Origin of the sequence: Bacillus gaemokensis, from assembly GCF_001590835.1 — a bacterium.
GTDB classification, from domain to species: domain Bacteria; phylum Bacillota; class Bacilli; order Bacillales; family Bacillaceae_G; genus Bacillus_A; species Bacillus_A gaemokensis.
In genome coordinates this window covers 1-11,282 of sequence record NZ_LTAQ01000024.1, presented here as the reverse complement: position 1 = coordinate 11,282, position 11,282 = coordinate 1, and the positions used below count along the sequence as shown (strand labels likewise).

13 protein-coding genes and 1 pseudogene are annotated in these 11,282 nt (G+C 38.5%); 8 read left to right on the top strand and 6 right to left on the bottom strand.

Features of this window, described 5'->3' with window-relative positions; translation table 11 throughout:
• Both AZF08_RS32225 and AZF08_RS18725 read right to left on the bottom strand, forming a co-directional pair.
• Positions 1 to 1,277 (bottom strand): collagen-like protein (locus AZF08_RS32225; protein WP_153019555.1); only part of this gene is annotated, 1,277 nt, incomplete at its 3' end.
• Between the two features lie 135 nt (positions 1,278 to 1,412).
• Positions 1,413 to 2,414 (bottom strand): tyrosine-type recombinase/integrase, encoded by a 1,002-nt coding sequence (locus AZF08_RS18725; RefSeq protein WP_082246216.1) that lies wholly within the window; start codon positions 2,412 to 2,414, stop codon positions 1,413 to 1,415.
• 62 nt (positions 2,415 to 2,476) lie between these two features.
• On the opposite strand from AZF08_RS18725, the gene spoVK reads away from it, so the two are divergent.
• On the top strand, positions 2,477 to 3,433 hold the full coding sequence (gene spoVK / locus AZF08_RS18720) for a stage V sporulation protein K (RefSeq protein ID WP_033678967.1): 957 nt from the start codon (positions 2,477 to 2,479) through the stop codon (positions 3,431 to 3,433).
• Between the two features lie 51 nt (positions 3,434 to 3,484).
• Here the strand turns inward: spoVK and AZF08_RS31830 are convergent, their stop codons facing one another.
• The 3 genes from AZF08_RS31830 to AZF08_RS18710 all read right to left on the bottom strand — a co-directional run bounded on the left by AZF08_RS31830 (position 3,485) and on the right by AZF08_RS18710 (position 4,491).
• A complete protein-coding gene (locus AZF08_RS31830; RefSeq protein ID WP_265182932.1) occupies positions 3,485 to 3,619 on the bottom strand; it encodes a hypothetical protein in 135 nt (44 codons plus the stop codon).
• A gap of 12 nt (positions 3,620 to 3,631) precedes the next feature.
• A complete protein-coding gene (locus tag AZF08_RS30830) occupies positions 3,632 to 3,769 on the bottom strand; it encodes a hypothetical protein (RefSeq protein ID WP_063177341.1) in 138 nt (45 codons plus the stop codon).
• A gap of 98 nt (positions 3,770 to 3,867) precedes the next feature.
• Positions 3,868 to 4,491, bottom strand: a complete 624-nt coding sequence (locus AZF08_RS18710) for a trimeric intracellular cation channel family protein (protein WP_033678968.1) — start codon at positions 4,489 to 4,491, stop codon at positions 3,868 to 3,870.
• A 92-nt stretch (positions 4,492 to 4,583) separates the two neighbouring features.
• Here AZF08_RS18710 and hflX point away from each other — a divergent pair, with 92 nt between their 5' ends.
• From hflX to AZF08_RS31390, 7 genes are all read left to right on the top strand, one after another.
• Positions 4,584 to 5,861, top strand: coding sequence for a GTPase HflX (gene hflX, locus AZF08_RS18705; RefSeq protein ID WP_033678969.1), 1,278 nt, complete (start codon positions 4,584 to 4,586; stop codon positions 5,859 to 5,861).
• On the top strand, positions 5,854 to 7,125 hold the full coding sequence (locus AZF08_RS18700) for a methionine gamma-lyase family protein (protein WP_033678970.1): 1,272 nt from the start codon (positions 5,854 to 5,856) through the stop codon (positions 7,123 to 7,125). Before hflX ends, AZF08_RS18700 begins: the two co-directional genes overlap by 8 nt.
• A 172-nt stretch (positions 7,126 to 7,297) precedes the next feature.
• Positions 7,298 to 7,687: a transcriptional repressor GlnR gene (glnR, locus tag AZF08_RS18695; protein WP_002014475.1), complete on the top strand. Its 390-nt coding sequence runs from the start codon at positions 7,298 to 7,300 to the stop codon at positions 7,685 to 7,687.
• A 48-nt stretch (positions 7,688 to 7,735) separates the two neighbouring features.
• Positions 7,736 to 9,070, top strand: coding sequence for a type I glutamate--ammonia ligase (gene glnA / locus AZF08_RS18690; protein WP_033678971.1), 1,335 nt, complete (start codon positions 7,736 to 7,738; stop codon positions 9,068 to 9,070).
• 852 nt (positions 9,071 to 9,922) lie between these two features.
• The gene (locus AZF08_RS31825) at positions 9,923 to 10,048 is read left to right on the top strand and encodes a hypothetical protein (RefSeq protein ID WP_265182933.1); all 126 of its coding nucleotides are present in this window, start codon (positions 9,923 to 9,925) and stop codon (positions 10,046 to 10,048) included.
• A complete protein-coding gene (locus tag AZF08_RS18685) occupies positions 10,038 to 10,262 on the top strand; it encodes a hypothetical protein (protein WP_033678972.1) in 225 nt (74 codons plus the stop codon). The genes AZF08_RS31825 and AZF08_RS18685 overlap by 11 nt, the downstream gene beginning before the upstream one ends.
• A 328-nt stretch (positions 10,263 to 10,590) precedes the next feature.
• On the top strand, positions 10,591 to 10,797 hold the full coding sequence (locus tag AZF08_RS31390; protein ID WP_235190151.1) for a hypothetical protein: 207 nt from the start codon (positions 10,591 to 10,593) through the stop codon (positions 10,795 to 10,797).
• Between the two features lie 265 nt (positions 10,798 to 11,062).
• Here AZF08_RS31390 and AZF08_RS18680 read toward each other — a convergent pair.
• Positions 11,063 to 11,282 (bottom strand): annotated as a pseudogene (locus tag AZF08_RS18680) (CsxC family protein); the annotation flags it as partial.

The window sequence follows — 11,282 nt, the reverse complement described above, 5'->3', positions numbered from 1 at the left end:
CCTTGAGCACCTTGAGGTCCTTGAGCACCTTGAGGTCCTTGAGCACCTTGAGGTCCTTGAGCACCTTGAGGTCCTTGAGCACCTTGAGGTCCTTGGGCGCCTGTGCCACCTTGAGCACCTTGGGCGCCTTGAGCACCTTGAGGTCCTTGAGCACCTTGAGGTCCTTGAGCACCTTGAGGTCCTTGAGCACCTTGAGGTCCTTGAGCACCTTGAGCACCTTGAGCACCTTGAGCGCCTTGAGCACCTTGAGGTCCTTGTGCGCCTGTGCCACCTTGAGCACCTTGAGCACCTTGAGCACCTTGAGGTCCTTGAGCACCTTGAGCGCCTTGAGCACCTTGAGCGCCTTGAGCACCTTGAGCGCCTTGAGGTCCTTGGGCACCCGTGCCACCTTGAGGTCCTTGAGCACCTTGAGCACCTTGAGCACCTTGAGCACCTTGAGGTCCTTGAGCACCTTGAGGTCCTTGAGCACCTTGAGGTCCTTGTGCGCCTGTGCCACCTTGAGCACCTTGAGCACCTTGAGGTCCTTGAGCACCTTGAGGTCCTTGAGCACCTTGAGGTCCTTGGGCACCCGTGCCGCCTTGAGCACCTTGTGCGCCTTGAGCACCTTGTGCGCCTTGAGCACCTTGTGCGCCTTGAGCACCTTGTGCGCCTTGAGCACCTTGGGCACCTTGAGCGCCTTGAGGTCCTTGAGCACCCGTGCCACCTTGAGGCCCTTGAGCACCTTGAGCACCTTGAGGCCCTTGAGCACCTGTGTTACCTCGAGGTCCTTGAGGTCCCTGAGGTCCCTGAGGTCCAGTAGGTCCTCTTCCTTTACATGGTGCGAATCGAATGAAGATAAGTTGAAGTTCTTCTATTTGTTTGATGATACTTTGGGTTGTGCATGAATCTAAGCAGAATAGTTTTGTAAGGTATAATAAATAGTTGAGTAAACTTTGAAACTCGATGAACACGGCACTTGCAACAAATTTTTTGTTTTCTAGTATAGTTATTAAATTTTTAATGATCGCAAGACCTGCTGCTTTTTGGGAAGAAGTCGCGTCTAAAGATTGGATGAACTTTTTTAATAGGCGTAATGTATCTATAAATTTATCGATGTTAGATGGAGATGGATCTCGGAATAAATCAGGGATTATTATAATTAAATGGGAGATGATTGTACGGAAAGTTCTGACTTGAGATTTGGAAATAGGGATGGATGAAGTGGTTGGAATTCGTCCGGAGTTACTCGGGAAACAAGGCTTAGACATCTTATTCAGATCGTCATTAAAACGGGACATTGATTTGCTCCTTTCTAATTGAAATACGAACGAAACTCATCATATTAGATGCAAGAAATGGAGAAAAGTGAATAGTGAAATAAACTGTTTACGAAAAAATAAAAAAAACGCCTATTTTTAAGCGTTTTTTATTTTTTATTTTTTTGCGTATTGATAATATCGTTTCAAAGAAATTTTTGATTTAAAGCCAACACGTTTCATGATTTCTTGTTCGGGAGTTTGTAGTTTGATTAGGCGTAAAATAAACGTGTTTCGGAAGTGTTGACCGGAAATGCCTTTGCGTAAATTTGCTCTTGCCACTTCAAGGCGAATCATTTTTTGGACGGCTATTTCAGTTAATGCTTTGGGGGCGTCGTTTTCGTATACCCAACGATATGTGCCACGGTTAAAATCGAAGGCAACGAAAAGTGGATCACCGCTATGATATTTTGGACGAACAGGTTCAGGGATTTTTTTGTAATAAGTGTATAGTTGCTTTTTATCTTCGTTGGTCAATGTAATAGTCCTTTCGATGCCGGCTACTGCTGGGATCGAAAGTGTGTTCGTTTCGAAATGAACGTGATGCATATGTAATGATACGAGCTCTTGTAAGGAAAGGCCGTAGTCGATAAGTAGATTGACTATTGAAATGTTACGATCCATTAGTAATGGACGGACAGGGCGTTGCTTCTCTGATAATCCTTCTAATGAAGTAAGGATATATTTTAAGTGTTTTTCTTCTTCGGGTGAAATGAAATCTTCATTACGCAGTGCTCGATTTGGTTGGATGACAAGTTCCATATTTTTTAATGGATTTGGTAGGTTTAAAAACTGATATAGTCTATTTAAAACAATAAATACACGGTGCATTGTTTTTTCAGAGTAATGTCGTTTCTCTTTTAAGTCGGAAAAATAATCTTCGTAGTCTTTTGTACAAAGTGTTGCCCATATATTAGAAGAAAGTTTTTTGTTTTTTTCTAACCAATGCCCGAAATCTTCAATGTCATAAACGTATCGTTTAATAGTTGAAGGTTTTCTGCCCTTATTCAATAAAAAAGCAGAAAAGGCTTGTACTGTATCGTGAAGCTCTGTTGTTTCCATAGTCCCACCACCTTGATCATTTCTTATATTATAGCAAACTTTTCTGAAAATAGTCATTTGTAAGGGAAATGGAAATATTAATAATAATATTTGGTGAGTTGATAAAAAGAGGTGATTGTATGGAACAATCAATACGAAAGAAAAATAATAATCAAATTAATATTGTGTTAAATCACCGAAAAAAATTTTCAGTACCTGCTTCGGAAAAAAAATTAGTTATTTCAAATGAAACAGCTACAAAACATGAAATGTTACAGCGTATCGAAGAGGAAATGGGTAAGCTTGTTGGGATGGAAGAAATAAAGAAAATAATAAAAGAAATCTACGCATGGATTTATGTGAATAAAAAAAGGCAAGAAATTGGCTTGAAATCAGAAAAGCAAGTGCTTCATATGTTGTTCAAAGGGAATCCAGGGACAGGGAAAACAACTGTCGCAAGAATGATAGGGAAATTGTTATTTGAGATGAACATTTTATCAAAAGGTCATTTAGTTGAGGCGGAACGTGCAGATCTCGTAGGAGAATATATTGGGCATACGGCACAAAAAACGAGAGATCTAATTAAAAAAGCCATGGGAGGTATATTGTTTATTGATGAGGCGTATTCGTTAGCTCGCGGTGGAGAGAAAGACTTTGGGAAAGAAGCGATTGATACGCTTGTGAAACATATGGAAGATAAGCAACATGGATTTGTTTTAATTTTAGCGGGGTATTCAAGAGAGATGAACCATTTCCTTTCTTTAAATCCGGGCTTGCAATCACGTTTTCCGTTTATTATTGAGTTTGCGGATTATACAGTAAATCAGTTGTTAGAAATTGGAAAGAGAATGTATGATGAACGAGAATATCAGTTATCAAAAGAGGCTGAGTGGAAATTTCGTGATCATTTACATGCGGTGAAATATTCATCACAAATTGCATCATTTAGTAACGGACGTTATGTTCGGAATGTTGTTGAGAAATCGATTCGTACACAGGCTATGCGCCTGTTACAAGAGGATACGTATGATAAGTATGATTTAATAGGGATATCGAGCAGTGATTTAATGCTTGAAGAAGAGACGCACAGTTCATAAACTGTGCGTTTACTTTATTATGAAAGAACATGAAGTATAAGACTTCGTGTTTTATTTTGTATTTTTTGTTTTTGCGCGTTGTTCTAATTTGCTTTTTGGACTTTGATCAGCTACGTCTGATGCAAGTCCTTGTGGATTAACGCTGCTACTTTGTCCGCGATTACGTTTGTTATTTCCTTTTGCCATTAGTTACCACTCCTATTCTTCTTTAGTTTTTTGTTGATATGCTTTATGATATTGTTCCATCTTTTTGCTTTTTTCATGGGCTGATTTTGGATCGTAGCTAATTTGATTGACTGAGCTTTTTTGAGCACCTTTGTTTACGTGGTTTGTCATTGTATTCACCTCGCTTTAAAGTTTAGTATGGACACTATGGACAGAAAAACACGTTAGAAAAGAAAAACCTCTTTACGATATGTAAAGAGGTGAAGATGCTATTTATGCAGGGAACGTTCTTTGTTTTCTAAACGCCTGTGCGGTAAATGCCATTTGTAATGAATTGAGATCATGCGGAAGCAAACGATCATAATGAATAAGGTGTATAGAGCCCAGTCGCTGACAATAATCTTGGCGCCGATTAAGAAGCCTGCTAAAATCGTCCAAAATGCATATACTTCTGCACGAAGGACGAGAGGTTTACGGCGTGCTAATAAATCACGAATGATACCGCCGCCAATTCCTGTTAAAACAGCTGCAACAATTGTAGCGCTGATCGGTAAGTTTAGTTTTTGTGCGTAAAGAGCCCCTTGTACAGCGAATGCTGATAAGCCGATGGCATCCGTAATATTTTCCCATCGTTTCCAATGTGTAATTAGTTTGTTTGGAAATAGAAAAATAATCGTCATTGATAAGAGTGCGATTTGAAATAACATGTCTTGTTGCCAAAATGCGACGATTGGATAACCGATTAATAAGTTACGAAGGGCGCCTCCTCCGAATGCTGTTGCCATTCCTAAAATATATACCCCGAAAATATCGTAATCTTCTTCCATTGCAACAATGGCTCCGCTGAGTGCGAAGGCAATTGTGCCAATGATGCTAAAAATCTCCCATGCCATGAATTTTCTCCCCCGCTAACTAGATGAAATGTGCTTCCTCTGCTATTATATTAGAAGGTTTAATTTTCGAAAAGGATGAGTGAACATATTTGATGGAAGAAAAAGAAAAAGTCATATTAGTTGGCTGCCAACTGTCGCAAGATGATGACGAAAGGTTTATGCATTCCATGAAAGAACTCGCGTCGTTAGCAAAGACGGCACGTGCGGAGGTTTTGGTTTCTACAACGCAAAAACGTCTGAAATTTCATCCATCTACTTATGTAGGGAAGGGGAAATTAGAAGAGGTAGCTGCGCTTGCGGAAGAATTAGAACCTGATGTTATTGTTTTTAACAATGAGTTAACACCAAGTCAAATCCGAAATTTGTCAGCTGTACTAGATGCAAGAGTAATTGATCGAACGCAGCTTATATTAGATATTTTTGCGCAGCGTGCGAAATCGAGGGAAGGTAAGCTTCAAGTAGAATTAGCTCAGTTGCAATATATGATGCCGCGTCTTATGGGTCAGGGGATAGCGTTATCGCGTCTTGGAGGCGGAATTGGTACAAGAGGGCCAGGTGAAACAAAGCTAGAAACAGATCGTCGTCATATTCGTTCGCGTATTGATGAGATTAAGAAACAACTAGAGGTTATTGTGGAGCATCGGAAAAGATATCGTGAGCGCCGAAAAGATAATCAAGTGTTTCAAGTTTCGTTAATTGGCTATACAAATGCCGGGAAATCGACGTTGTTTAACAGATTAACAGAGGCAGATACGTTTGAAGAAAATTTACTATTTGCTACACTTGATCCGACGACGCGGAAAATGCAGTTGCCTTGTGGGTATACGGTGTTACTGACTGATACGGTAGGTTTTATTCAAGACTTACCAACAGCATTGGTTGCATCGTTTCGTTCTACACTGGAAGAAGCGGGGGAAGCAGATGTTATTTTACATGTCGTTGATGCTGCGGATCCGAATTATGTTGGACATGAACAGACTGTGAAACAATTACTGCAAGATCTTGAAATTGATCATATTCCGATTATTACGGTGTACAATAAAAAAGATAAATTACACCAAAACTTCATCCCGTTTCCGAAAAGTGATTTTCTTATGACGAGTGCATTTGAGGAAGTAGACTTATTAAAGTTAAAAGAAGCGGTAGAAACGAAGATGATGGAAGGGATGGAATCTTATAAAGTTATGATTCCTCCAAGTGAGGGTAGATTGCTAACGCTTTTAAAAACAGAAACGGTATTAACAGAGATGATATTTCAAGAAGATGAGCTCTCGTATGAGTGTACAGGTCATATATTTGCCCATTCGCCACTGAATGGGCAATTGAAGAGATTTTTAGTGCAAAAAGGAGAAGAGAATAACAATGTTTGATCGTTTGAAAAATGGAGAAAGAATGGCCCCTATCGTAAGAGAAGTAGAGGGTCAAATTGCAGATATACATAAACGTGTGGATGAAGTTATTGAGAGTAATCAATTCCGCGTATTAGAGAGTTTCCGTAAACATAAAATTAGTGATTCACACTTTATTCCAACGACAGGTTATGGATATGATGATCTTGGTCGTGACACGTTAGAAAAAGTGTATGCTGATGTATTTGGAGCGGAAGCGGGCCTTGTTCGTCCGCAAATTATTTCAGGTACACATGCGATTTCAACTGCTTTATTTGGGATTTTACGTCCAGATGATGAGTTGTTGTATATAACGGGGAAACCATATGACACGTTAGAAGAGATTGTTGGTGTGCGCGGGAAAGGTGTCGGTTCTTTTAAAGAATATAACATTGGTTACAATGCGGTTCCATTAACAGCTGAAGGTCGTGTTGACTTTAAAGCTGTAGAAGCTGCCATTCATAATAAGACAAAAATGATTGGAATTCAACGTTCAAAAGGTTATGCAACACGTCCGTCATTTACAGTTACGGAAATTAAAGAAATGATCTCGTTTGTAAAAGAAATTAAACCCGATGTCGTTGTATTTGTAGACAACTGCTACGGAGAATTTGTTGAAGAATTAGAGCCGTGTCATGTTGGTGCGGATTTAATGGCAGGATCTCTTATCAAAAACCCAGGTGGCGGAATTGTAAAAACAGGTGGTTACATTGTTGGGAAAGAGCAATATGTAGAAGCTTGTGCGTATCGTTTAACGTCTCCGGGGATTGGAGCAGAAGCAGGGGCATCTTTATATAGTTTACAAGAAATGTATCAAGGGTTCTTCTTAGCGCCGCATGTTGCTGGGCAAGCGTTAAAAGGAGCAATCTTTACAGCGGCATTTTTAGAAAAGTTAGGAATGAATACATCACCAACTTGGAACGCTGCAAGAACGGATTTAATTCAATCTGTTCAATTTAATGACAAAGAGCGAATGATTGCATTTTGCCAAGCGATTCAATATGCATCTCCAATCAATTCACAATTTACACCGTATCCCAACTATATGCCAGGTTATGAAGATGATGTCATTATGGCTGCGGGTACGTTTATTCAAGGTGCGAGTATTGAACTATCAGCAGATGGTCCGATTCGTCCGCCGTATGTTGCTTATGTACAAGGTGGGTTAACATATTCTCACGTGAAGATTGCGATTTGTTCGGCAATTGATGCGTTAATTGAAAAAAAACTATTAGTAATCTCATAAGGGGAAGCTGTCGATTTCGACAGCTTTTTTGTATAGGATAAGGGATTTGTGCCATTTTAAAAAAGAATGAAAAAATTTATAAAAAATCATGTGAGAAAAGCTAACATCTATTGACACGAAACATAACATGATATAAAATGGAAACAGTTAAGGCGAAGGAGGAACTGAAACGATGAAAGAAGATAGACGTTCTGCTCCGCTGTTTCCTATTGGTATTGTAATGGATTTAACACAATTATCTGCGCGTCAAATTCGTTACTATGAAGAGCACAATTTAATTTTTCCAACCCGTACAAAGGGAAATCGTAGATTGTTTTCATTTAACGACGTAGATAAGTTGTTGGAAATTAAAGATTTGTTAGATCAAGGCTTAAACATGGCCGGTATTAAACAAGTATTGCAAATGAAAGAAAATCAAACAGAAGCAGTGAAAGTAAAAGAAGAAACAAAAGAAATTTCAAAATCCGAGCTTCGTAAAATTCTTCGAGATGAACTGCAGCACACAGGCAGGTTTAATCGGACTTCATTGCGACAAGGTGATATTTCAAGGTTTTTTCATTAGAGACAACTGATTCTGAAGGTGTTTAGAGGGACTAAGGAGGAATTTATAATGGCAAAGTACACTAGAGAAGATATTTTCCGTTTAGCGAAAGAAGAGAATGTAAAGTATATCCGTCTACAATTTACGGATCTTTTAGGAATTATTAAAAACGTAGAGATTCCAGTTAGTCAGTTAACAAAAGCTCTAGATAACAAAATGATGTTTGACGGATCTTCTATTGAAGGATTTGTACGTATTGAAGAGTCTGACATGTATTTATACCCAGACTTAGATACTTGGGTAGTATTCCCTTGGACTGCTGAAAAAGGTAAAGTAGCTCGTTTGATTTGTGATATCTACAATGCTGATGGCACTCCGTTTGAAGGTGACCCACGTAACAATTTAAAACGTATGTTAAAAGAAATGGAAGCACTAGGGTTTACAGAGTTCAATCTTGGACCAGAACCAGAGTTTTTCTTATTCAAAGTTGATGAAAAAGGAAACCCAACATTAGAACTAAACGATAATGGTGGATACTTCGACCTTGCGCCGATGGATCTAGGGGAAAACTGTCGTCGTGATATCGTTCTTGAACTTGAAGAAATGGGCTTTGAAATTGAAGCGTCTCACCATGAAGTTGCACCAGGGCAGCACGAAATTGATTTTAAATATGCGAATGCTATCCGTTCATGTGATGATATTCAAACATTCAAACTTGTTGTAAAAACAATCGCTCGTAAACATGGTTTACATGCAACATTTATGCCGAAACCATTATTCGGAGTGAACGGCTCTGGTATGCACTGTAACTTATCATTATTTAAAAATGGAGAAAACGTATTCTACGATCAAAATGGTGACTTACAATTAAGTGACGATGCTCGTCACTTCATCGCAGGTATTTTAAAACATGCGCCAGCATTTACAGCGGTAGCAAACCCAACTGTAAACTCTTACAAGCGTTTAGTACCTGGATATGAGGCACCTTGTTACGTAGCGTGGTCTGCACAAAACCGTAGCCCATTAGTACGTATTCCAGCATCTCGTGGTGTAAGTACGCGTGTAGAGGTACGTAGTGTTGACCCAGCTGCAAACCCATATTTAGTAATGGCAACGTTATTAGCTGCAGGTCTTGATGGAATTAAAAATAAATTAACTCCACCAGCTGCAGTAGACCGTAACATCTATGTAATGACAAGAGAAGAGCGTGAAGAAGCAGGTATCGCTGACTTGCCAGCAACATTAGCGCAAGCGTTAGTTACATTGCAATCTAACGAAATCGTATGTGGTGCATTAGGTAATCATTTACTTGAGCACTTCATCGAAGCGAAAGAAATTGAGTGGGATATGTTCCGCACGCAAGTTCACCAATGGGAACGCGATCAATATATGTCTCTTTACTAGGAGACCCACCCCCTCGACACATAACGTGTTGAGGGGTTTTTGTTTTGTAGGTAAAACACTTTTATTTATGAAAGAATTAATTCACCCACAAAAATATCATACTTACCCCAATACATTATTCATATAAGCTTCAAAGCTTGAAATGGAATCTTTGTTAATTTTATCGCTGATATGAGAATAAACATTAGAAATACCTTCAATACTCTTGTGTCCTAATCGCTCTTGAATGTATTGAACAACGTTGATTTTGATAAGAACTTGCCAGTAACTTTAGAAAACACTAAGTCTAATTCATGTTCATATGCTTCTTGTAAGACGAGCTTGTCGGCATTGTTAACGGATCGCCACAATTCAAAAGGAAATACATTCTATATTACGGCTGGTGATGCGGTTTCTGTGTAATTAGGAGCCGCATTTTTTATGTGTTTGCAAACGTCGACTATCCGAAGGTGATTTTTTCGAAAGTTTTAACTATTTCTTCTTGTACTCCGGATAACATATGAGAGTACTTATTAAAAGTAATTAATACGTCTTTATGACCTAATCGTTCTGATGCAATTTGAATTTTGTTAAGAGAGTGGTGATTCATTCTAACGGAACTTGATGTATTTAGAAGTTTTAAAAAAAGTCCCTCCACAAGATTGGGAGAGACTACTTTGTTAAAAAATTCGATTTACGGTAAAAGCACTGGCCGATATATTACCTATAGCACCAGTGCCACCACCAAAATTAACACGAACATCAAGTACGTCATTAACTGAAAGAGATAATTGGATGGTTTTAGCTACTGTTGATGAAGTTGATACAAAAAAATCTGGGCCATCATAACCATGATTAAAAGCGGAAGAAAGAATGGATGAACTGTTTAAAAAAATAAAACCTGGAATACTAGCTCCGGTTGCTGCAGCTCCTGTGGAAAAGGCAACAAACTACGAATCTAATCTTGCTAAGGAAAAAGAAGAACGACATGCGGATTAACGTTTGGAAACGAACTATAGAGAATGATGAACATGAAATAGAGAAATACGAAGTTAAGCTGAAAGAAGCTATTGAAAACATGCGTAGCTCAGTTGAAGAAATAGAAAAATATAAGCGGGTGAAAGAGCAATCATTGAAAGAATTATGGGAACAACGTTGGAAACGTGAAAATGGTCAGTGGGTGAAGAGTGAGGGAAAACAAAAGAGCAGCTAGCAAAAGCTAACTGCTTAGTTTTGAAGGAGAATTCAATGGTTACAGTACATTAAGAATGGCGTTATCTACAGTATGGACAGGATTTAGAATTTTATTCGGGAGGGAAAAGAAAATAGAACAGTTACCAGATAAAATCATTGGGCTTGATTAAGTTCGAATCAATCGAGGCATAGGTAAGATATGCAACTGTGAAAATCGTAAATTTGTAATAGATACAACAAACAAACGTATAACTTGCCACAGTTGTGGATCTGTTATTGATCCTTACGATGCTATTCTCGACTTATCATTGCAACGAGAAGAATTTAATCGACAAGCAGAGCATCTTTTGGAACAGAAGAAACAGCTTGCAGCATATAAAACGCATTTACGGATTATTAAAAGTTTAGAGTCTAGTTATAGAGGACGCAAGATGTTGCCGAGTTGCCCGAGGTGTGGTGAACCATTTTATCTAGAAGAATTAACTGCTTGGATTGGTAAGGAATATGCAGAAAGACGTATTGTGAAGTGGAAAGAAGAAAACTCAACAAAATAATCATTCGAAAAGAAAAGAGTTCGAACGGAGGGGGGAAGTGTATCGTATGAGCCAATTGTTACTCTTTGAAGACATCGATGAAAAAGAGATGCGTAGACTTATGGCGAAAGAGTTAAAAAATTATAAAGCACTATGCGCCTGTATGAGAAATCAAGAAGAATAAATTCCAGCAGGATGCACCGCTCTTATTTTGATTTAGGAATTATTTGAAAAATAAAAAGAATCCTAAATGAATCGGATTCTTTTTGCACTAGAACTTATGTTTCTAACAAATATTGTTTGTACTAGAACCAACTTCCACTTGTTGTGTTTGTAAAACTTTTAAAGTAAGATCTAATACAATTTTTTCACGAAGTGTATCAAATTCTTCATTTAAAGGTGTAGGACATGGCGAAAAATCTAGTTCAAAGAAATCTGCACGAATTAATTCACAATACGGTTGCTCATTATAGAAAACAGTATTTTCAAAGAAATACTTATCTAAA

What these genes read in the sequence shown, in the direction of transcription:
- AZF08_RS18700 (WP_033678970.1), top strand. Translation starts at nt 5,854, where the DNA reads ATGTTTGATCGTTTGAAAAATGGAGAAAGAATGGCCCCTATCGTAAGA.
- glnR (WP_002014475.1), top strand. Translation starts at nt 7,298, where the DNA reads ATGAAAGAAGATAGACGTTCTGCTCCGCTGTTTCCTATTGGTATTGTA.
- AZF08_RS18725 (WP_082246216.1), bottom strand. Translation starts at nt 2,414, where the DNA reads ATGACTATTTTCAGAAAAGTTTGCTATAATATAAGAAATGATCAAGGT.
- AZF08_RS30830 (WP_063177341.1), bottom strand. Translation starts at nt 3,769, where the DNA reads ATGACAAACCACGTAAACAAAGGTGCTCAAAAAAGCTCAGTCAATCAA.
- glnA (WP_033678971.1), top strand. Translation starts at nt 7,736, where the DNA reads ATGGCAAAGTACACTAGAGAAGATATTTTCCGTTTAGCGAAAGAAGAG.
- spoVK (WP_033678967.1), top strand. Translation starts at nt 2,477, where the DNA reads ATGGAACAATCAATACGAAAGAAAAATAATAATCAAATTAATATTGTG.
- AZF08_RS31830 (WP_265182932.1), bottom strand. Translation starts at nt 3,619, where the DNA reads ATGGCAAAAGGAAATAACAAACGTAATCGCGGACAAAGTAGCAGCGTT.
- hflX (WP_033678969.1), top strand. Translation starts at nt 4,584, where the DNA reads ATGGAAGAAAAAGAAAAAGTCATATTAGTTGGCTGCCAACTGTCGCAA.
- AZF08_RS18685 (WP_033678972.1), top strand. Translation starts at nt 10,038, where the DNA reads ATGCGGATTAACGTTTGGAAACGAACTATAGAGAATGATGAACATGAA.
- AZF08_RS18710 (WP_033678968.1), bottom strand. Translation starts at nt 4,491, where the DNA reads ATGGCATGGGAGATTTTTAGCATCATTGGCACAATTGCCTTCGCACTC.
- AZF08_RS31825 (WP_265182933.1), top strand. Translation starts at nt 9,923, where the DNA reads ATGGATGAACTGTTTAAAAAAATAAAACCTGGAATACTAGCTCCGGTT.